This window comes from Acidovorax sp. NB1, from assembly GCF_005405905.1.
Classification (GTDB): Bacteria; Pseudomonadota; Gammaproteobacteria; order Burkholderiales; family Burkholderiaceae_C; genus Acidovorax.
Map to the genome: position 1 here is coordinate 123,963 of NZ_BJHU01000035.1, position 20,957 is coordinate 144,919.

The 20,957-nt window shown below is 67.7% G+C and carries 19 protein-coding genes; 16 read left to right on the forward strand and 3 right to left on the reverse strand.

The features are described 5' to 3' along the window. Window positions 1–13: 13 nt before the first annotated feature. The 3 genes from AvAM_RS17980 to AvAM_RS17990 all read left to right on the forward strand — a co-directional run bounded on the left by AvAM_RS17980 (window position 14) and on the right by AvAM_RS17990 (window position 2,396). Entirely contained in the window at window positions 14–685 is a 672-nt protein-coding gene (locus tag AvAM_RS17980) for a cation transporter (RefSeq protein ID WP_171012306.1), read from the forward strand. A 3-nt stretch (window positions 686–688) separates the two neighbouring features. Beyond that, window positions 689–1,600, forward strand: a complete 912-nt coding sequence (locus tag AvAM_RS25925; protein ID WP_249368218.1) for a DUF3703 domain-containing protein — start codon at window positions 689–691, stop codon at window positions 1,598–1,600. A gap of 139 nt (window positions 1,601–1,739) precedes the next feature. Further along, entirely contained in the window at window positions 1,740–2,396 is a 657-nt protein-coding gene (locus AvAM_RS17990; RefSeq protein WP_171012308.1) for a YitT family protein, read from the forward strand. A 26-nt stretch (window positions 2,397–2,422) separates the two neighbouring features. On the opposite strand, the gene AvAM_RS17995 is transcribed toward AvAM_RS17990, so the two are convergent. After that, a complete protein-coding gene (locus tag AvAM_RS17995) occupies window positions 2,423–5,980 on the reverse strand; it encodes an EAL domain-containing protein (protein WP_249368220.1) in 3,558 nt (1,185 codons plus the stop codon). 240 nt (window positions 5,981–6,220) lie between these two features. On the opposite strand from AvAM_RS17995, the gene AvAM_RS18000 reads away from it, so the two are divergent. The 8 genes from AvAM_RS18000 (at window position 6,221) to AvAM_RS18035 (ending at window position 12,639) form a co-directional block, all read left to right on the forward strand. Then, the gene (locus AvAM_RS18000) at window positions 6,221–6,742 is read left to right on the forward strand and encodes a hypothetical protein (protein WP_171012310.1); all 522 of its coding nucleotides are present in this window, start codon (window positions 6,221–6,223) and stop codon (window positions 6,740–6,742) included. A 97-nt stretch (window positions 6,743–6,839) separates the two neighbouring features. Continuing rightward, window positions 6,840–7,289, forward strand: coding sequence for a hypothetical protein (locus tag AvAM_RS18005; protein WP_137748336.1), 450 nt, complete (start codon window positions 6,840–6,842; stop codon window positions 7,287–7,289). Further along, a complete protein-coding gene (locus AvAM_RS18010; protein ID WP_137748337.1) occupies window positions 7,286–8,719 on the forward strand; it encodes a TolC family protein in 1,434 nt (477 codons plus the stop codon). Before AvAM_RS18005 ends, AvAM_RS18010 begins: the two co-directional genes overlap by 4 nt. 1 nt (window position 8,720) lies before the next feature. Continuing rightward, complete coding sequence (locus AvAM_RS18015; protein WP_137748338.1) at window positions 8,721–10,103, forward strand: multicopper oxidase family protein; 1,383 nt, start codon at window positions 8,721–8,723, stop codon at window positions 10,101–10,103. A 14-nt stretch (window positions 10,104–10,117) separates the two neighbouring features. Continuing rightward, the gene (locus tag AvAM_RS18020) at window positions 10,118–10,615 is read left to right on the forward strand and encodes a cupredoxin domain-containing protein (RefSeq protein WP_137748339.1); all 498 of its coding nucleotides are present in this window, start codon (window positions 10,118–10,120) and stop codon (window positions 10,613–10,615) included. 31 nt (window positions 10,616–10,646) lie between these two features. Further along, complete coding sequence (locus AvAM_RS18025) at window positions 10,647–11,186, forward strand: DUF411 domain-containing protein (RefSeq protein WP_137748340.1); 540 nt, start codon at window positions 10,647–10,649, stop codon at window positions 11,184–11,186. After that, complete coding sequence (locus tag AvAM_RS18030; protein ID WP_137748341.1) at window positions 11,183–11,554, forward strand: copper-binding protein; 372 nt, start codon at window positions 11,183–11,185, stop codon at window positions 11,552–11,554. The genes AvAM_RS18025 and AvAM_RS18030 overlap by 4 nt, the downstream gene beginning before the upstream one ends. A gap of 77 nt (window positions 11,555–11,631) precedes the next feature. Further along, window positions 11,632–12,639 (forward strand): P1 family peptidase, encoded by a 1,008-nt coding sequence (locus AvAM_RS18035; RefSeq protein ID WP_137748342.1) that lies wholly within the window; start codon window positions 11,632–11,634, stop codon window positions 12,637–12,639. Window positions 12,640–12,774: 135 nt separating this feature from the next. On the opposite strand, the gene AvAM_RS18040 is transcribed toward AvAM_RS18035, so the two are convergent. Next, window positions 12,775–13,155 carry a tautomerase family protein gene (locus AvAM_RS18040; RefSeq protein ID WP_137748343.1) on the reverse strand — a complete coding sequence of 127 codons (381 nt, stop codon included), beginning with the start codon at window positions 13,153–13,155 and terminating at the stop codon, window positions 12,775–12,777. 82 nt (window positions 13,156–13,237) lie between these two features. Here AvAM_RS18040 and AvAM_RS18045 point away from each other — a divergent pair, with 82 nt between their 5' ends. Beyond that, window positions 13,238–14,095, forward strand: a complete 858-nt coding sequence (locus AvAM_RS18045) for a LysR family transcriptional regulator (protein WP_137748648.1) — start codon at window positions 13,238–13,240, stop codon at window positions 14,093–14,095. Window positions 14,096–14,395: 300 nt separating this feature from the next. Then, a complete protein-coding gene (locus AvAM_RS26055; RefSeq protein ID WP_171012311.1) occupies window positions 14,396–15,985 on the forward strand; it encodes a methyl-accepting chemotaxis protein in 1,590 nt (529 codons plus the stop codon). Window positions 15,986–16,037: 52 nt separating this feature from the next. On the opposite strand, the gene AvAM_RS18055 is transcribed toward AvAM_RS26055, so the two are convergent. After that, entirely contained in the window at window positions 16,038–17,606 is a 1,569-nt protein-coding gene (locus AvAM_RS18055) for an EAL domain-containing protein (protein WP_137748345.1), read from the reverse strand. Window positions 17,607–17,836: 230 nt separating this feature from the next. On the opposite strand from AvAM_RS18055, the gene AvAM_RS18060 reads away from it, so the two are divergent. From AvAM_RS18060 to AvAM_RS18070, 3 genes are all read left to right on the forward strand, one after another. After that, on the forward strand, window positions 17,837–18,637 hold the full coding sequence (locus AvAM_RS18060; protein ID WP_137748346.1) for a lectin: 801 nt from the start codon (window positions 17,837–17,839) through the stop codon (window positions 18,635–18,637). A gap of 53 nt (window positions 18,638–18,690) precedes the next feature. Further along, the gene (locus AvAM_RS18065; RefSeq protein ID WP_171012313.1) at window positions 18,691–19,254 is read left to right on the forward strand and encodes an EF-hand domain-containing protein; all 564 of its coding nucleotides are present in this window, start codon (window positions 18,691–18,693) and stop codon (window positions 19,252–19,254) included. A gap of 243 nt (window positions 19,255–19,497) precedes the next feature. Beyond that, window positions 19,498–20,865, forward strand: coding sequence for a TAXI family TRAP transporter solute-binding subunit (locus AvAM_RS18070; protein WP_137748347.1), 1,368 nt, complete (start codon window positions 19,498–19,500; stop codon window positions 20,863–20,865). Window positions 20,866–20,957: the final 92 nt, after the last annotated feature.

Here is a 20,957-nt window from a genome sequence, read left to right on the forward strand (position 1 = left end):
GGAGAAGAAACCCATGTCTGCCCATTGCAATCACGACCACCATGATCACGGCGCCCCCGGCCACAGCCACGGCGCTCCCGCCGGGGCCGACCCGCGCTACCGCCGCATCCTGTGGATTGCGCTCCTCGTCAACGCCGCGATGTTTGTGCTGGAGCTGGGCGCGGGCGTCCGGTCGGGCTCGGCATCTCTGCTGGCCGATGCCATCGATTTTCTGGGCGATGCGGCCAACTACGGCCTGTCGCTGTGGGTGCTGGCCATGGCGCTGACCTGGCGCGCCCGTGCCGCCCTGGTCAAGGGCGCCAGCATGCTGGCCTTTGGCGTGTTTGTGATCGGCCGCGTGGCCTGGGGCGCATGGCAAGGCATCCCTCCCGAGCCCTTCACCATGGGCAGCGTGGGCCTGCTGGCGCTGGCCGCCAACCTGGGCGTGGCCGCGCTGCTGTATGCCTACCGCGAGGGCGACGCCAACATGCGCGGCGTGTGGCTGTGCACCCGCAACGATGCGTTGGGCAACCTGGCCGTGATGGGCGCGGCACTGGGCGTGCTGGGCACGGGCACCGTGTGGCCAGACCTCGTGGTGGCCGCCATCATGGCGGGCCTGGCCATCAGCGGGGGCTGGAGCGTGATACGCCACGCCCGGCAGGAGCTGGCCAGCACTGCCGCAGGTGCACAACTGCAGGGGCAATGAACCATGCGCGTGCACCTGTCCACCCCCTTGAATGCGCCGCCCGACTGGGTGGCAGCGCAGCTGCAAAGCACCGCCGTGTTCCGCCACATCACGGCGCCGCTGGTGCGCTTCAAGCGCCCCGGCGGCGCGCCCTGGCCCACCCACTGGTCCCCCGGCAACCTGCGCGTGCAGATGTGGCTGCTGGGCCTGCTGCCCATGGGCCCACAAACCGTACGCATTTCCATCGAGGCGCCTGCACAGGCCGGCGGCTGGCCCACGCTGCGCGACAACGGCGAAGGCATGCTGATGCGGCGCTGGGACCACCGCATCACCCTGCAGGCGCTGCCCGATGGCCGCACGCTGTACACCGACGACATCGAGGTCGTGGCCCGCCACCTGCCCTGGCTGATGACACCGCTCAGCGCAGCCTTTGCCTGGGTGTTCTACCGGCACCGCCAAAGGCGCTGGCGCCAGTTGGCAGCACAGCGGGGCACCGACGCCGCAGTGCAGCCCTGGCGCAAGCAGCTGGCGTTTGACCACCTGCTCGCCGCCTTCGCCCGCGACGCGGGTGCCCCACCGGCCACACGTTGGCACTGGTTGGAGGCGGCCCATGTGCTGGGGCAGACCACGCTGTCACTGCACTGGCGATCGCACACCGCCATGCTGCGCTATGCCCTGCAGCTGCGCGACCAGCGCGAGGCGGCGGGCCAGCTGCTGCGGCTGGCGCTGGTGCCGCTGGGGCATGCGCTGGCGCGGCTGCCCATGGGTAACATCGGCCGCGCGCATGTCAGCGCCTTTGCGCCCATGGCACCCCGGCCGGAGATCACCCAGCTGATCGACGAAGCGCTGGCCGCCACGGCGGGCCCTGAAACTTTGAATGGAAAATGGCCTTTGCGCCCGACCAGCATGCCCAAGCCGCTATCAAATGATGAGTAAACGCATGCCACAACACGGCCTCTATCCCACGCCAGCCAGCGCCCGGCACAGCGCCAGAACTTGACGCGCGACAAGCCAGGCATGGGGCTTGCGTGCTCCAATTCGGCGCACGCCCTCCCCCAGCCTTCCTTCGCCGAACATGTCCAGCTCCCCCGCAGCCCCTGCCCCGTCCACCCACAGCACGGCAACCGCCACGCCAGTGGTGGTGCCCCACAGCCTCACGGAAGACGCCGTGGCCATCTTCACCGGGGTGTTGCTGATTTCGGTGGGGGTGGCGTTTTTCACGAGCGCCGGGCTGCTCACCGGGGGTACGGCAGGGCTGGCGTTTTTGCTGCACTACGCCACGGGCATCGGCTTCGGCAAGATCTTCTTTGTGCTCAACCTGCCGTTTTACTGGCTGGCGCTGCGCAAGCTGGGACGGGCGTTCACCGTCAAGACCTTCATTGCGGTGCTGCTGCTGTCACTGCTGACCGAGCTGCAGTCGCAGTTCCTGCAGTTTGCGCAGTTGCAGCCGCTGTATGCGGCCATTGCGGGCGGGCTGATCACGGGAACTGGCTTCCTCGTGCTGTTCCGCCACCGCTGCAGCCTGGGCGGCGTGGGCATTGCCGCGCTGTACCTGCAAGACCGCTACGGCTGGCGCGCGGGCAAGGTGCAGATGGCTGTGGACTGCGGCATCGTGCTGCTGGCGCTGTGGACGGTGGAGCCCCTGCGCGTGGCCTGGTCCGTTGCGGGCGCGGTGGCGCTCAACCTGGTGCTGGCCATGAACCACCGGCCTGGGCGCTACATGGCGGTATGAAGCGCTACATGGCGGTGTAGCCCGAACTACGACGACACCTGCCAACCCAGCCCGCTGTGCAGCCGGTGCTCCAGCGCCTCGATGGGCACCGGGCGGCTGAACAGGTAGCCCTGCCACAGCGTGCAGCCGTGGCGCTCCAGAAATGCACGCTGCGCCTCGGTCTCCACCCCTTCGGCAATCACGTCGATGCCCAGGCTCTGCGCCATGCCGATGATGGTCTGCACGATGAGTGCGTCGGTGTGCTGGATGCCGATGTTGCGCACAAAACTCTGGTCGATCTTGAGCTGGTCCAGCGGCAGCCGCGTGAGGTACGACAGCGACGACTGGCCCGTGCCAAAGTCGTCCATCGAAAAGCGCAGGCCCAGCGCGCGCAGTGCGTTCATCTTGGCGATGGTGTCGTCCACGTTGTCCAGTGCCAGGCTCTCGGTCAGCTCCAGCTTCAGGCGGTCGGGCCGCGCCCCGGTCTGGCGCAGCACCGCCACCACCTGCTCCATGAAGTCGGCCTGGCGGAACTGGCGCGCGCTCACGTTCACCGCCAGTTGCAGGTGGGCCGTGGCCGGGTCATCCTGCCAGCGGCGCAGCTGGGTGCAGGCAGTCTGCAGCACCCACAGGCCAATGGGCAGGATCAGCCCGGTCTCTTCGGCCAGCGGGATGAACTCGAACGGCGGCACCATGCCGCGCGCCGGGTGGTTCCAGCGGATCAGCACCTCGGCCCCCACCACATGCTTGCCGCAACCCACTTGCACCTGGTAGTGCAGCGTGAACTGGCCTTGCTCCAGGGCCATGCGCAGGTCATTCTCCAGGGCTGCGCGGGCCGTCACAGCGGCCTGCATGCGGGGGTCAAAAAAGCGGATGCCGTTGCGCCCGGCGGTCTTGGCGGCATACATGGCCAGGTCGGCGTGCTTGACCACATCCTCCACCGTCTGCCCCTGGCCGCTGAACAGCACGGCGCCCACACTGGTGGTGCTGTGCACATGGTGCGACGCCAGCTGGTAAGGCTGGTTGAGCGCGGCCAGAATCTTTTCGCCCACCGTCTGCGCCTGCTCGGCCGCGTCGGTGGCCTGGGCACCCAGGTCCTCCAGCAGCACCAGAAACTCGTCGCCGCCCAGGCGTGCCACGGTGTCGCCTTCACGCACACAACGGATCAGGCGCTCGGCCACCTGCTGCAGCAGCACGTCACCCATGTCGTGGCCCAGGGTGTCGTTCAGGGTCTTGAAGTGGTCCAGGTCCAGGCACAGCAGCGCCCCTTGCAGCCCGGCGCGCGCGCTGGTGGCAAACGCCTGTTGCAGGCGGTCCATCATCAGGCGGCGGTTGGGCAGGTGGGTGAGCGGGTCGTAGAACGCAAGGTGCTCGATCTCGCGCGCTGCGGCTGCACGCTGGGTGATGTCGCTGAGCGTGGCCACGTAGTGGGTGAGCGCGCCCCGGTGGTCCGTCACGGCGGTGATGGCCATGAAATGCAGGTTCACCTCGCCGCTTTTGCAGCGGTTCCACAGCTCGCCCTTCCACTCGCCCGCACTGGCCAGACTGGCCCACATCGCATCAAAAAACGCCTTGTCATGGTGGCCCGAGGCCAGCAGGCGGGTGGGCTGGCCCACCACCTCATCGGCGCTGTAGCCGGTGATGCGGCTGAAGGCCCGGTTGGTGCGCAGGATGCGGGTGTCGGCATCGGTGACGATCATGCCCTCTTGCGACTCGAAGGCAATGGCGGCAATCCGCAGCTCGTTTTCGTCGCGCTTGCGGGCAGAGATGTCCTTGCCCACGCCCCGGTAGCCACAGAACACGCCGTCCGCGTCAAACACCGGCGTGCCGCTGATGGACACCCAGTACGAACAGCCCTGCCGGTCGTGGCGCTCGAACTCGAAGTCGCGGAACTCCTGGTGGCTCTCCAGCAGCGCGCGGTGCTCTTCCCAAAGCGCATCGCTCATGCCCGGCGCAGCCAGCTCCCAGCGCGTCTTGCCCATGTGCAGCGCGGCCTCCTGCACCAGCCGGTCATCGGCGCGGCCCTCAACATGCGTGAGGCGAAACTGCGCATCCTGCTCCCAGTACCAGTCGGACGACAGCGCCGTGAGGGTGCGAAAACGCGCCTCGTTGTCTTCCAGCTTGCGGCGCACGCGGTAGGACTCGCTCACGTCGCTGAACACCAGCACCACGCCCACGATCTGGCCCTGGGGGTTGCGGATGGGGGCGGCACTGTCGGCGATCTGGTACTCGGCCCCATGGCGTGCCAGCAAGGTGGTGTGGTTGCTCAGCGCCACCACCTGGCCCTTGTCCATCACCTGCTGCACCGGGTCCACTTGCGGTTCGCGCGTGCCGGCGTTGACGATGCGGAACACCTCGGCAAGTGGCTGGCCCAGGGCCTGCGCCAGCGGCCAACCGGTCAGGCGCTCGGCCACCGCATTCATGCGGGTGATGCGGCCCTGCGCGTCGGTAGCCACCACGGCGTCGCCGATGGAGTGCAGGGTGATGGCCAGGTTTTCTTCGCTCTGGCGCAGCTCGGCCTCGGCATTCTGGCGGGTCAGCGCCATGCGGTCGAAGCGGCGGCCCAGCTCGGTCAGCTCCTGCAGCCCCGAGGCGGGAACGCGCGACACATAGCGCCCCTCGGCCAGCTCGTCGGTGGCGTGCAGCAGGCGCTGCAGGGGGCGCATCACACCGCGCCGCACCCCCACCTGGGCCACCACCACCGACACCACCAGCCCCGCCAGCAGGAAGGCCATCTCGGTCCACATGCGCTGGTTGGCGGCGGCATACAGGCTCTCCAGCGGCACCGTCAGACTCATGGTGGCCACGGGTTTGCCGCCCGCCTCGATGAGTGGCTGGAACACCACCAGCTCGGGGGCGCCATCCGCGCGCGTGCGCAGGCGCTGGCCCTGCGGGGTCTGCAGCACCATGGCGCGGAACTCGCCATCGGCAAAAGGTGCACCCAGTTCGCTGGCCTCGGGTGGGTAGCGGGCCAGCACGCGCCCCTCGGGGTCGGACACCCGGGCCACCGCGCCATCCGGCAGGCCGAGGTCGGTGAGCCGCCGGCTCCACCATTCCAGCGACACCACGGCCACGGCCGCGCCCACCACCTCTTGCGTGCCCGCCGGGATCACCGGGTAGGCAAAGTTGACGCTGGCCACCTGGGCGGCTCGGTCCACCTGAAAACTGCCCACGGCAAAGTCCCGGCCGGTGATCGTCTGCTGGAAGTAGGGACGGTTGGCCACGTTGACGGGCGCCTTCAGCGGCCGGGCATTGCACAGCAACTCCCCATCGGCCCGGGGCACGCCGATGTTCACGTAGGTGGCGTTGAGAGACAGCACCTCGGCCAGGTAGCGGCCACACTCGGGCGCGGAAGGGTCGCGCACCTGCGGCATGGCCGCCAGTTGCTGCAGAAACTGCCGCGTGTTCTGGATCAGGCGCTGCTGGGTGCCCGCCACCGAGCGCAGTGCCTGCAGCGCGCGCTCCTCGGCGGCCGCAATCGCATCGGCGCGGTGGGCCCGGGCCTGGTAGACCACCAGCAGCACTGCGGGCAACGTGGCGCACAACACCAGCCAGCGGATCCGCGCGGGCAAGGTACTCCACATTCCTGCAACCCAGGGGGGCATACCGGCCTTTCTGTGCAAGACAAAGAAAGAAGGCTTGTGTGCATGCCCGCCACTGGCCGCAACCCGCAGGCCACCACCCACCGCAGACATGTTGGCTTGCATGTTAGCGCCCCCTGCCCCAACAGTCGCCCCTTGTTTGCGCGGGGCGCCTGCAGCCCCGGACCAGTGGAGCCGCCGCTTGGGAAGGCGAAAAACCGCTGGACAAGGGAACCATCCGTTCGCGCGCCGTATCATTGACGGATGCGTCGCGGCCTTTCTCTTTTGCTGATGGTGGTGCTGGTCCTGCGGGGCCTCACCGGCACTGCCATGGCCGCCGGGGTGCTGCCCCCGCTGCAGCCCGCAGCCGCCGCGCACAGCCACATCCAGGCCGATACTGCCCATGCAGCGCCCCACACCTCGGCTGAGGCCCACCAGACGCCCGCCACCACATCCGGCGCACAGCCCAGTGGCCCCCAGCTCCCCGAGAGCACGGCCGCAGAGCCCGAAACCGATCACGATCACCACGATCACGACCATGACCACGCCTCGGCAGCGCCTGCGGGTGTGGATGTGGCCACGTGCGATGGCAGCAGCACCGGCTGCGCCGCCCACGATCACCATGCCAGTGCCTGCTCGGCCTGCGAAATCTGCCATTCGGCCATGCTGGATGTGCCCACTGCGCTGACACCGGCGCACCAGCCCCCCGGCCCCCTGCGCGCCCTGAGCGCCGCGCCATTCGACAGTGCCCCGGCGGCACTGGCCATCAAACCACCCATCGCCTGATCTCCGACGCCCGAAGTGCGTCTGCATTGCTGGCCGCCCTCTTCCGGGGCGCGCCAGTTGCAGCGCATTGCCTGTTTTTCGCTGTCTGGAGATCGCCATGCGCGCCCCTTTTTCCCATCCCCCGGCTTCCCGCCTGGTGCAGACACGCACCCGGCTCGCCTGCCTTGCACTGCTCACACTGCTGATTGCGGTGCCCCCCGCCCTCGCCCAGAGCCCCCACACCCACTACACGGCCGATGCGGCCGAGCCCGGTGCGGCCACGGCCCCGCTGATCCATCCCGCCCCTCCGGCGCCCACGGCTTTGGTCGAGCTGCCCACGGGGCATGGCTGGCAGGACGCCCACCACGCGGTCGGCCAGTTCCCACGCGGCCATGCCGACATCGTGGCGTGGGAGAAGCAGCAGGGCGCTGCGCCCACTCCGCCCCCGCCTTCGTCACACACACACGGTGGCGGTGACAAGGCGGCTGCCGGCGTTGCGCCCAAGCACATGCACCAGCACCACCGTGGCCACCACGGCCACCACCCCATGCCCGGGAGCAAGCCATGAAGCACCGGCCCCACCTTTCCCGCCTTTCAGCACTCGCCACCGCCCTCGTCCTCGCGGGCTGCGCCAGCGTATCGCCCGATGGCCTGCGCGGCGATGTGGCGGCGCTCACCCAGGACCGCACCGGGGGCACCACCGCCGCCCTGCTCGCCGCTGACCCTACTGCGCGCGCCGCAGCGCAGCAATCCATCGAGGGCTGGCTGGCCCAGCCCCTGACGCAAGACGCGGCCGTGCGCATCGCCCTGCTCAACAACCCCGGCCTGCAAGCCCGCCTGGCCGCGCTGGGCGTGGCCGATGCCGAACGGGTGCAAGCCATCTCGCTGCCCAACCCGCACCTGACCCTGGGGCGCTTCACCAACAGCCAGGAACGCGAGATCGAGCGCACCCTGGCCTTTGGCCTGATGGACCTCATCACCCTGCCCTGGCGCACCCAGCGCCAGGCCGAGCGCCTGCAGATCGCCACGCTGCAAACCGCACAGGACGTGGTGCTGCTGGCCGCAGACACACGCCGCGCGTGGCTGCGCGCCGTGGCCGCCGAGCAGGTGGCAGCCACGCAGGGGCGCATGGTCGAAGCCGCCGAGGCCGGGGCCGAGCTGGCCCGCCGCATGGTGCAGGTGGGCAACTGGAGCCGCCTGCAGCAGGCCCGCGAGCAGGCCACGCTGCTAGAGGCCACGCGCCAGCACGCGCGCGCCCGGCTGGCTGCGGCCACCGCACGCGAAGAACTCCACCGCCGCATGGGCCTGTGGGGCGTGCAAACGCAGTACCAGCTGGCCGCCCAGTTGCCCCCCTTGCCCGCCAGCGCCCTGCCTGCAGACGGCATCGAAGCCACCGCCCTGCGCGAACGGCTGGACGTGCAGGCTGCCCGCCGCCAGCTCGACACCCAGGCCGTGCGCCAAGGCTGGAGCCGCGCGGGCGCGGTGTTTGGCGACATTGGCCTGGCCTACAGCCGGAACACAGCCACCGAGCGCGACACGGGGCACACCGATGTGAAACGCGGCTGGGAGCTGGAGCTGCCCCTGCCCCTGTTCGACTGGGGCGACGCCGCCCGCACCCGCGCGCAGGCCGAGGTAGAGCAAAGCGCTGCCCAGCTGCAGGACACCGCCGTGCGCGCCCGCAGCGAGGTGCGCGCCGCCTGGCTCACCTACCGCACCGCGCTCGACCTGGCGCGCCAGCAGCACAGCGAGGTGGTGCCGCTGCGCCAGTTCATCGCGGGCGAAACCACGCTGCGCTACAACGGCATGCTGGCCAGCGTGTGGGACCTGCTGGCCGAAGCGCGCAACAGCACGCAGGCCGTGGCCAACGCCATCGAAGCGCAGCGCGACTTCTGGCTGGCCGAGACCGACCTGCAACTTGCTTTGACGGGTACCTCGCCAGGTGCCCTGCAGGGCCTCACCTCCGGCGCTGCAGCCTCCACCACCCCACAAGGCCATTGACATGAACCGCCGCAACTTCTTCTCCGGCGCAGCCACGGCCGTGGCTGCAGCCTCCGTCAGCCGCGTGGCCCTGGCAGCACTGCCCGAGCCCGCCACGCAGTCCAGCGCCGACACAGCTCCGCCGCTGCACCCGCCCACGGGTCGGCCCTATAACCCCGTGGTTACCCTGAACGGCTGGACCGCCCCCTGGCGCATGAACGCAGGCGTCAAGGAGTTCCACCTGGTGGCCGAGCCCGTGGTGCGCGAGGTGGCACCCGGCTTCATGGTCAACCTGTGGGGCTACAACGGCCAGAGCCCCGGGCCCACCATCGAGGTGGTCGAAGGCGACCGCGTGCGCATCTTCGTCACCAACCGACTGCCCGAGCACACCACCATCCACTGGCACGGCCAGCGCCTGCCCAATGGCATGGACGGCGTGGGCGGCCTCAACCAGCCCGCGATCCCGCCCGGCAAGACCTTTGTGTACGAGTTCGTGGCGCGCAGGCCTGGCACTTTCATGTACCACCCGCATGCGGACGAGATGGTGCAGATGGCCATGGGCATGATGGGCCTGTGGATCACCCACCCCCGGGCCACACACCCGCACATCGCGCCGGTTCAGCGCGACTACGCGTTTTTGCTCAACGCCTTCGACGTGGAACCCGGCAGCATGACCCCCAAGGTCAACACCATGCTGGACCACAACATCTGGTGCTGGAACAGCCGCGTGTTTCCGGCCATCAGCCCCCTGGTGGCGCGCCAGGGCGAGCGCGTGCGCATCCGCGTGGGCAACCTCACCATGACCAACCACCCCATCCACATCCACGGGCACGAGTTCGAGGTGACCGGCACCGATGGCGGGCCCGTGCCCAAGAGCGCGCGCTGGCCCGAGGTGACCACCGATGTGGCCGTGGGCCAGATGCGCCAGGTGGAGTTCATCGCCGACGAGCCTGGGGACTGGGCCTTCCACTGCCACAAGAGCCACCACACCATGGGCGCCATGGGGCACGACGTGCCCACCATGATCGGCGTGGATCACCGGGGCCTGGTGGGCAAGATTCAGAAGATCGTGCCCGACTACATGGTGATGGGCGAGCGCGGCATGGCCGACATGGGCGCCATGGAGATGCCGCTGCCCGACAACACCTTCCCCATGATGACCGGCACCGGCCCCTATGGCCCGCTGGAGATGGGCGGCATGTTCACCACCTTCAAGGTGCGCGCCAACCAGGCGGCAGGAGACTACCGCGACCCCGGCGACTACACCCAGCCACCGGGCACGCAGGCCTACGAATGGCAGGGCGCACCGGCCAGCACACCCCGCCCCGCACGCACCGACACCCCAGGTATCGCCCCTGGCGCCGCGAACGCCCGCAAACCGGCCGCCAGCGGCCACCAGCACTGAGACAGGACCTCCCCATGAAAACTATCAAATTCATAGCTACCCTCGCTTTACTGGCGGGCGGTAACGCCTCTTTTGGGCATGAAAACATGCCCCACCACAACCGCAATGCACCGGTGGCGAAGGAACAAAAGCCCTGGGGGATTGCAGGCGACGCCCAGGCGGCGGCCCGCACCATCACCATCCGCATGACCGACGACATGCGCTTCACGCCCCGCCACATCGAAGTGCGCGAGGGCGAGACTGTGCGGCTGCGCGCCGAGAACAAAGGCCAGGTGCTGCACGAGATCGTGATCGGCACCAAGGCCGAGCTGGACGCGCACGCCGAAATGATGGCCAAACACCCCGGCATGGAACACGACGAGCCCTACATGGCCCATGTGGCCGCAGGCAAGAAAGGCGACATCGTGTGGCAGTTCAACCGCGCAGGCCAGTTCGACTTTGCCTGCCTCATCGCGGGCCACTACCAGGCAGGCATGACCGGGACCATCACCGTGCTGCCGCGCAAGCCATGAGCCGCACTCCGCCTTTTGGAGCCACAACACCATGAACACACCCCTCACACCCCGTACATCCCGCGCCCAGCCCACGCGCCGCCAATGGCTGGCCGCCGCCCTGCCCGTGGCGGGCGCAGGCCTGGCCATCGCCCTGCTGCCCACCGCCGCGCGCGCCACCCCGCACACGGCAACCGCCACGCCCCTGGAGGTCTGGAAAGACCCGAACTGCGGCTGCTGCCAGGACTGGGTGGACCACATGCAGGACCACGGCTTTGCCGTGAAGGTGCACGCCACCGGCAACAACGCCGTGCGCGCGCGCCTGGGCCTGCCGCAAAAGCTGGGCTCATGCCACACCGCGCTGGTGGGCGGCTATGTGGTCGAAGGCCATGTGCCCGCCAGCGACGTGCGCAAGCTGCTGCAGCAAAAACCCAAGGCCCTGGGCCTGGCGGTGCCCGGCATGCCCGTGGGCTCGCCGGGCATGGACGGCGCCGTGTATGGCGACCGGCGCGACCCGTACGACGTGCTGCTGGTGGCGCACGACGGCAGCACGCGCGTGTTCAACAGCTACAACAAAAAGGCATCGACATGAAAAAGCACCCCTTCTCCATCCCGCTGGCTGCCAGCCTGCTCGTCCTGGTTGTTGGGCCTGCCTTGGCGCAAGCCCCGGCCGGGGCTGCCGCAGACAACCACAGCAGCCACCACCCCACGGCCACCGCATCGCCCGCACCCCAGGCAGAACTGAGCGAAGGCGAAATCACCCGCTGGGACCCGCGCACCTTGCGCCTTACCCTCAAACACGGCGAGATCAAGAACCTGGAGATGCCCCCCATGACCATGGTGTTCCGCGTGGCGGACGCCGGCGTGGTGGGCGATCTGAAACCGGGCGACAAGGTGCGCTTTCGGGCCGAGCAGACCAACGGTGCCTACCACGTCCAGCGGATCGAGAAAGCGCCCTGAAGCAACTCCACGCGCAGCGCCAGGGCCCTGACGCTGCGCAACTGCCACACGGCCCCTGGGCACCATAATCACCGGCCATGAGTTCTCACCACGCAATGGCTGGCGACGCTGGCAGCATCACCCGCGTGGCCGGCATCGAGGTCGGCCACTTCACCGAAACCCGCCGCCCCACGGGCTGCACCGTCATCATCACCCGCGAGGGCGCTGTGGCCGGAGTGGATGTACGGGGTGCCGCGCCCGGCACACGCGAGACAGACTTGCTCCACCCCTCCAACCTGGTGGACAAGGTGCACGCCATCATGCTCGCGGGCGGCAGCGCCTGGGGACTGGACGCCGCCACGGGCGCCGTTCGCTGGCTCGAAGAACGCGGCGTGGGGTTTGACGTGGCCGTGGGCCGCCTGCCCATCGTGCCTGCTGCGGTGCTGTTCGACCTGCTGGTGGGCGACATGCGCGTGCGCCCCGACGCTGCGGCGGGCTACGCCGCGTGCGAGGCCGCCTCCACCGCCGACCCGGCCGAAGGCAATGTGGGCGCAGGCACCGGTGCAGCCCTGGGCAAGATTTTTGGTATCCAACGTGCAATGAAGGGCGGCATCGGCACCGCCTCCGTCACCGTGGACGGCGTGACGGTGGGGGCCCTCATCGCCTGCAATGCCCTGGGCGACGTGATCGACCCCGACACTGCGCAGGTCATCGCCGGGGCTCGCACCGACGACGGCCTGGCGCTGCGCGACACGCGCCGCGCCCTGCTGCGCGGCGACCCGCCCCAGCCCCTGCTGGCGGGCACCAACACCACCATCGGCGTGGTCGCCACCGATGCGGTCATCACCAAAGTGCAGGCCCACCGCCTGGCCGTGGCGGCGCACGACGGGCTGGCGCGCAGCATCAACCCGGTGCACACCATGTCGGACGGCGACACCCTCTTCAGCCTGGGCACGGGCCGCAGCGGCAAGAGCCTGGGCATGATGGTGCTGGCCACCATGGCGGCCGAGGCCACGGCCATCGCCACGGCGCGGGCCGCACGGGCTGCGCGTGCCATCACGACGGCCGAAGGGCTGTACCTGCCCTCGGCCGCCGAGCTGGGCTGAAGCGCACAACCTGCCAGCCCCACCCTAATGGAGCATGGCCCCGGTGCAGCGACAGGTGTGGTGCCTGGTCGCTGCGCGGTTTCTGCAAAAGAACCCGCTGAGCCCGCCGCATGTGGAGGCCCTGCCCTCCCGCCCTCAGGCGTATTGCGCCAAGCCGTGGCCGAAGGACCAGTTCTCCTTGGCCACTTCGACAATGTTCACGAACACGTCTTCAGGCCGCAGGCCCGGGCTTTCACCCAGCAGCTGGGCAATGCGCTGGAACAACGCCTTTTTCTGCTCCAGTGTGCGCGTGTTGTTGGCCGTGATCTGGATGAACACCACATCGTCACTGCGCGCCACCCCCAGGTAGGACGGGCTGTAGCGGAAGTTCGCAGCGTCGTGCTCGGTGATGGTCATGAACTGATCGTCCTCGGGCACATTGAAGGTTTCGCGCATGGCCCGGTACAGGGTGTCGAAAATCGCCTGCTTGTAGGCAGCAGGCTTGCCAGCACGCATGGCGATGTGGATGAGCGGCATGAAGGGTCCTTTGTGGAATGCTGGCGCCATCCTATCCATATCGTTATGCTATTGACATTTATATCAACAATAACAATTGAATATCATGGAGCGCCCTCTCGATCTGGACGCTGTCGAAGCCTTTGTCCGTGTGGCCGAACTGGGCAGCTTTACCCGCGCAGCAGAGGCCATGCAGACCACGCAGGCCGCTGTGAGCCTCAAGCTCAAGCGGCTGGAAGACCGGCTCGGCTGTCGGCTGCTGGAGCGCACGCCCCGGTATGTGGAGCTGTCGGCACAGGGCGCCGCCTTCCAGGAGCATGCCCGGGCGCTGCTGGCGGCGCATGAGCGTGCCCTGGCCGCGCTGGGCGAAGCACCGCAGCGCCTGACCATCGGCATCAGCGACCATGTGGCGGGGCCCGAACTGCCCGCGCTGATTGCACGCATGAATGCCCAAGACCCCCAGTTGTTGATCGACATCCGGATCGGCTCGTCGGGCGACCTGTTGCAAGGCTTTGACCGGCGCGAACTCGACGCCGCCGTTGTCCGCATGCACGCAGGGCGCAGCGACGGCGATGTGCTGGCAGAGGAGCGTTTTGGCTGGTTCGCCGCCCCCCACTGGCAACACCGCGCTGGCGACCCACTGCCACTGGCCACCCTGGCAGAGCCCTGCGGCGTGCGCGCGATGGCCGGGCAACTGCTGGACACAGCGGGCATGCCCTGGCGCGAGGTGTTTGTGGGCGGTGGCGTGGCAGCGGTGTCCGCAGCTGTGGTGGCGGGACTGGGAGTGGCGGCGCTGGCACCCCGCATGCTGCCCTGGGGCGCCGTGGACGTGGGTGCACGGCTGGGGCTACCCGAACTGCCGCGCCTGCCCGTGGTGCTCCACAGCCGGGCCCGGGATGGCCGTCCGCGCGATGCCATTGCAGCACTGTCTGCGGCCTTTAAAAGCGCGGTGCGCGGCTAGAGCGGGCGGTGCCTGCCCTACTGCCCGCTCCATGGCTCCCCGGCAGCCAAGATTTCGCAGGCCCGGCCCTGGATGGTCAAAAAATTCTTGACGCTGGCAGCCCGCTCCTGAAGATCGGGGTTCTGGCTCATCCTGCGCCCTATGCTGCGGCAGAGCACACCAACAGGGACACACCATGGGATGGGCCGCGCCAGCAAGACGCCGCGCTCAATGTTGCAAAAGGTTAACGGCGGTTTCCGACTGCACCTGAAAGGTCTGGAAAGGCGCATCATCTTTGTTACCAGCTGGAGGGCCCATCGCATGAATGTCCTGCAAAACCTGAGCATCAAGACACGTCTTGGTTTTGGTTATGTCGTTCTCACCTGTGCGTTGATCGTGGTGGCCATCATGGGCCTGCACGGAGAGGCGCAAACACAGGAGAGCCTGGACAATCAGGTCAGCCACTTGAACGTGGTCAAAAGCCTGGGCAACCAGGTGCTGGATGCCGCCAACGCACGCGCCATCGCAGCCCGCAACCTGATGATCGCCGGGTCGAAGGAAGATGCCGCAGCCGAACTCCGGCTCATCGGGGCAGCACACGACAGCATGGGGCGGGCCCTCAAGAGCGTGGAGGACGCGCTGCAGGCCGCCCCGCCCGAGACAGCCCCGCTGCGCAGCCTGCTGGCCCAGATCAAGGAAACAGAAGCCGCCTATGGGCCGGTTGCGCTGGAGATCACGCGGCTGGGCAGCCAGGGCGAAAAGGAGATGGCGATCCAGAAGATCAACACCGAATGCCGCCCCCTGCTGACCAAGCTGGTGGCCAACATAGGCACCTTCCTGGCCGAGAGCGACGCCATCAGCAAACGGGCCAGTGCGCAGTCGATGCGCCAGTTTGAATCGCTGCGCCTGCAACTGATCGCGCTGAGTGTGGCGGTGGTGGTGTTTGCCTGCGTGCTGGGCATAGCGACCACCCGCTCCATCGTGAGGCCGCTGAGCGAGGCCAGCCAGGCCACGCAGGCGTTTGCGCAGGGCAACCTGGCCACCCCGCTGGTGGCGCGGGGCAAGGATGAAATTGCCACAGTGGTGGCCTCGATGGAGGCCATGCGCCAAAGCCTGTCCAGCCTGGTAGCCGGAGTGCGGCAGGGGTCCGAGAGCGTCTCTACCGCCAGCGCCGAGATCGCCCAGGGCAACCACAACCTGTCGATGCGCACGGAGCAGCAGGCGAGCGCGCTGCAACAAACGGCCGCATCCATGGAGCAACTGGGCTCCACCGTGAAGCAGAACGCGGACAACGCGGTCAATGCCAACCGGCTGGCGCACTCGGCATCGGAGATCGCCCAGCAGGGCGGCGATGTGGTGGCTCTGGTGGTGGCCACCATGAAGGACATCAACGACTCCAGCCGCAAGATCAACGACATCATCAGCGTGATTGACGGGATTGCCTTCCAGACCAACATCCTCGCGCTGAATGCCGCTGTGGAGGCCGCCCGCGCCGGAGAGCAGGGCCGGGGCTTTGCCGTGGTGGCCAGCGAGGTGCGCAACCTGGCCCAGCGCAGCGCAGCGGCGGCCAAGGAAATCAAGCAGCTGATCACCGAAAGCGTAGGCCGCGTGGAGCATGGCACTGCCCTCGTGGACAAGGCGGGCCACACCATGACCGAGGTGGTGGCCAGCATCCGCAGCGTGACCCACCTCATGGGTGAGATCAGCGCAGCAAGCTCTGAACAAAGCTCGGGGGTCACGCAAGTGGGCGAGGCCGTCACACTGATGGACCAGGCCACCCAGCAGAATGCAGCGCTGGTGGAAGAGATGGCAGCCGCAGCGTCAAGCCTGCGTGGGCAGGCCGATGACCTGGTGAATGCCGTAGCGGTGTTCCGTATCCACGGAGGGGGATCGGCGCTGCTGCTCAAGTGAACGAACAGGCACGCTGAGAGGCGCTGTGCAGGCCTGGTCGATGCGGGCTGGGTTACCGCTGGCTGGAGACTTGTGTTGAGCGCAGCCCGGCCAGCAGTTCAACCACGGGCATGGCACGGGCGAACTTCCAGCCCTGGGCCTCGCGCACGCCCCGCGCAATCAGGAAGTCCACCTGGTCCTGCGTCTCGACGCCCTCTGCAATCAGCGCCAGCTTGAGCGTATGGGCCATCTCGATGATGTGGGTGGTCACCGGGCTGATGGCGGCCTGCGCACCGATGCTGGCGATAAAGATGCGGTCGATCTTGAGGGTGTCGATGTCGATGGACTCCAGCATCGACAGGCTGGAGTAGCCCGTGCCAAAGTCATCCAGCGCAATCGACGCCCCGATCTGCCGGGCCGCCTGCAGCGCGGGCCGCGCGGCCTCAATGTCCACCAGCCCGCGCTCAGTGACCTCCAGCATGAGGGCGCCCGCAGGAAGTTCCATGGCACTGAAGCGCCGCTGCAAATACTGCACGGGCCCGTCGGCCACCAGGTCCTGGGGCGAGAGGTTCAGGCTCACATGAAAACCCGGGCGGGCCTTCAGCAGCTCGGGCAGGTCAGCCAGCACCATGTCGATCACATACCGAGTGATGAAAGCGATGACCCCGGCCTTTTCAGCTTCGGCAATGAACTCGTCCGGCGGCACCAGGGTACCGTTGCGACGGCGCCAGCGCAGCAGAGCCTCGGCCCCCACCCACTGGCCTGTTTCCAGGTCCACGATGGGCTGGTAGAGGATGAAGAACTCACGCCGACGCAAGGCCGTCCGCAGCCGTACGCGCGGCGAGAGTTGCCACCGGGTGAGCACGGCCACCCCCAGCGCAAAGAGGGCACTGGCCACCAGCCCCAGCGGTGCCAGGATCAGTGCCTGGGCCTGGAGCCCGCCATAGACCAGGGCCTTGGGCGCAGCGGCAATGGCCGCAATGTTGTTGTCCTTCGATGCCCGGAAGACGATGTAATGGGTGTCGTTTTGGGCCTGGCTGCTGGCATGGGGGGTGTACAAACCCAGCCATTGGGCATCGAGCGGGCCCTTGGAACGTATCAGCGCCTGCGGCGTGCTGATCAGCAGCCCCAGCGAGACATCGGCATGAAGCACTGGCATGTCGATCACGATGCCAGGATGGATGATCACCGCATGGCCATTGCGGGCGTAGATGTTGAAGGGCTGATCGGGGGCAAAGGGCAGGCGGGCGCCGATCCAGCTGGAAATCCCCGTGGAAGTGACCATGTGGTTGCCAGTGAGCGGCACCAGATCGCTGCCCTGGGTGAGTGTGCTGCAGACCAGCGTGCCATCCATCACCGAGCCCATGCCCTGCAGGTAGAACGAGGTACCCACCAGCTGCTGCATGCGTGTGAGACTGGCCTGGCTGCAGGGTGGGTGCGGATCCTTGTCCAGTTCATTGAGCGCAGCCACCAGTTGCTGGCGCGAGGCCACGCCACGCCGCAGAACCTCGTCCGCCAGCGAGGTCAGGTAGGTGATCTGGTCATCCTTGGCCTTGCGGTGGGCCACCCACAACGACGCGGCAATGGGAATCAGCGCCGCCAGCAGCAGTGGGATGGAGACAACGACATAGAAGCGTTTCATCGGGCACGGCAGTGGTTGGGGTGACACAGGCAGACACAGGCCTGCCCCGACGCGGTGCCATCATGCACGAACAGGCACTGCCCGGCCAACGGGATTTCAACCAATGCCGAGGCTACCTGGCCTGCGCAAGCAGGACCGACCACCCTATGATGCAGACAAAAAGGTGGCGCCTATGCCCATGGACCTGTAGAACACGTGCAATATCTTTTCGCAGCGAGGAGAAAGAACCCATGAAAAACCCGGCCTCTCGCCAAAAACACGCGTGGCTGCTGTGCCTGCCATTGCTCATGAGCGTCCAGGCGGCGCAAGCGCAGGAACAGCTGGTGGACTTGCAATCCAACGGGGGCTATACCTCCTACCGCCTCGCGGACGATGTGACCCAGGTGGACCTGCAGGAGCAGACACAGGGCGCCTGCCGCTTCAACCGCACCTGGGGCTATGACCTTACCAACCGGGAGCTGTGGACCAATGGCGGCTGCGGCGGGCGCTTCAAGGTCACGCGCAGCTACGCCCCGGGTAACAACAGTGGTAGCAGCTCCAACGCCGGTGCAGCCGTGGCCGCAGTGGCCGCCATCGCTGGCATCGCGCTGCTGGCCAACCACAACCGCCACGACGACGACCGCCGCCCCGAGTACCCCGACTATGGCTATGGCGACCGGGGCGGTGAGATTCGTGCGGGTGGCGGCCTGTGCCTGGATGTGCGGGGCGGCAAGTTCCAGCCCGGCACCACGCTGCAGGTGTATGAGTGCAATGGCACGGCGTCGCAGCGTTTCAGCGTGGGGCGCGGTGGCGAGATCCGCGTGCGCGACCTGTGCGTGGATGTGGACCGAGGCGACCCGCGCGATGGCGCCCGGGTGGTGCTGTGGTCTTGTTCAGGCTCGCGCAGCCAGAGCTGGAGCACCCGGGGCGGGCAAATCGTGAGCCAGCTCAACGGCAAGTGCCTGGACGTGGAAGAAGGCCGCCTGCGCCAGGGTGCCCACACCATGCTCTGGTCCTGCAACCGCGGCCCCAGCCAGCGCTGGTGGTGGTAACTGGCCTGGAGGCCTGCAGCATGTCCCACCAACCCTTGTTCATGAGGACGACGATGAAGACCACCACCCCCACCCACCCGACACAACGCGCCTTCCGCCAGATCGGCCTGGCAGCCAGCGCCCTGGTGCTGCCCTTGGTCTTGGGGGTGACCGCGGCCCACGCTGCCGATGCCCCCGTGGCCTCGCCCGCCGTGCCACCCCGCCCTGCCGCCGCCACAGCCACGGGCCGTGCGCACGGGCATGGTGCTCGGCCCGCAGGGCAGCGGCTGCAGGCGATCTGCTCTGCCGCCGACCTGAACCACGACGGTGCCGTGTCGCTGGACGAGTTCCACCAGGACATAGTGCAAAGCTGGCACAGCCTGGGCCCCGATGCCACGGGCCATGTCTCGCTTGCCGACCTGGCCCAGGTGCCGCGCATGGGCAAGGGCCGCATGAAGCGGCTGGCGGCCAGTGACAAGGACGGTGATGGCAAGCTCTCCTTCAAGGAGGTGGTCGAAACCCGCATGGCCTACTTCGAGGCGGCCGACACGGACCAGAACGACCAGCTCTCCATCGATGAGTGTGTGGCCTACGAGCGGCAGCGGCGCGCCCAGAACGGTAAGGCCGCAGGCAAGTAAGCCAGCGCCTGGCGGTCATGCGAGCCGATGGAGGGGCCCCACGGGCCTGCTGCATCCGCAGATGGGTTGTGCACACCAGCCCGCAGGCCGTCCCTTGCTGAAGCACAGATAATCGACGGGCCGCGCTTAGCCGGGCCCTGAACAAGCCTCACAGCGCACAGCCAGGCCTTCTTTTGTGCCAGCCCGGCATCTGATCTCGCCAGCGTTCCCCTTGCCCCTACAGCTACCCGTTTCACGCTCGCCATGCCCCAGGCTTTTCGCAATACCTTTCTCACCCTGCGCGACCTGATCGTTTCAGCCGGTCCGCTCGCTTTCCTGGCCGTGGGCCTGCTGGTGCTGGCGTACTGGTGGCTCAACCCCAACCCACCCAAAAAGGTCACGCTGGCCACAGGCCCGGCACAAAGCGCTTATGAGGAGTTTGGCAAGCGCTACCAGAAAGCGCTGGCCGTGGATGGCATCGAGGTGGTGCTGCGGCCCAGCGACGGTTCATCGCACAACCTGCAGCTGCTGCGCGACGGCGAGGCCGATGTGGCCTTCGTGCAGGGCGGCACGGCCGAGTTGCTGCCGGACGACGCAGACAACCTGATCTCGCTGGGCAGCCTGTTCGTAGAACCCGTGTGGCTTTTCTACCGTACCGACGCCGCCGAGCGCGCCTACAACGTGTCCCGACTCGATGGCCTGCGTCAGTTGCGCGGCTGGCGCGTGAACGTGGGTTCGGAGGGCAGCGGCGTGCCCAAGCTCATGGAGCGGCTGCTGGAGGCCAACAAGGTCGAGCCCGGCGCCGTGAAGATGTCGCGCCTGGAGCAGACCCCTGCCACGGTGGACTTCCTCGCTGGCAAACTGGATGCGCTGGTGTTCGCCTCGGCGCCCGAGTCGCTGATGGTGCAGATGTTGCTGCAGACGCCGGGCGTGCAGTTGCTGGACTTTGCACAGCACGAGGCCTATGCACGACGCTTCCCCTTCCTCACCCCCGTGACCCTGCCACGCGGCGTGGTGGACCTGGCGGCCAACGTGCCCACGCGCGATGTGCGCCTGGTGGCCTCCACCACCTCGCTGCTGGCGCGCGATGGCACGCACCCTGCCCTGCTCACGCTCTTCGCGCAGAACGCGCAGAAGCTGCATGGTGGGTCGGGCTGGTTCAATCGCGCACGCGAATTCCCCAACTCCCGTGCGAGCGAGCTGCCGATTGCCAAGGAAGGCGACCGCGCCATGAACGAGCCGGTGCCCGTGCTGCAGCGCTACCTGCCCTTCTGGATTGCCAACCTGATCGAGCGCATGTGGCTGGTGCTGGGGATTCTGCTGGCGGTGATGCTGCCGCTGTCACGCATCGTGCCGCCGCTTTACCAGTTCCGCGTGCGCTCACGCGTTTTCCGCTGGTATGGCCGCCTGCGCGAGGTCGAAAACGACCTGGAAGCCGGGAAAACCGACTCGGCCGAGTTGCTGAAAGCCTTGAGCGCCCTGGAGGCACAGGCCGAAAAGGTGAGTGTGCCCTTGTCCTATGCCGATGAGCTGTACGCCCTGCGCAACCATATTCATCTGGTGCGCAAGAAGCTCCTTAGGGCTTCTGAGGGCGCAGAGTCCAGACCCACGCCCGACACAAACCACCCCTGAAGGGTGGCGACGCGGGCGCTGCAGCAAGAAAATCGCCAAGAGGCCAACAACCGCAGGGCGACAGGCCCAGCGCTTGAGACCTCATCCGTCCA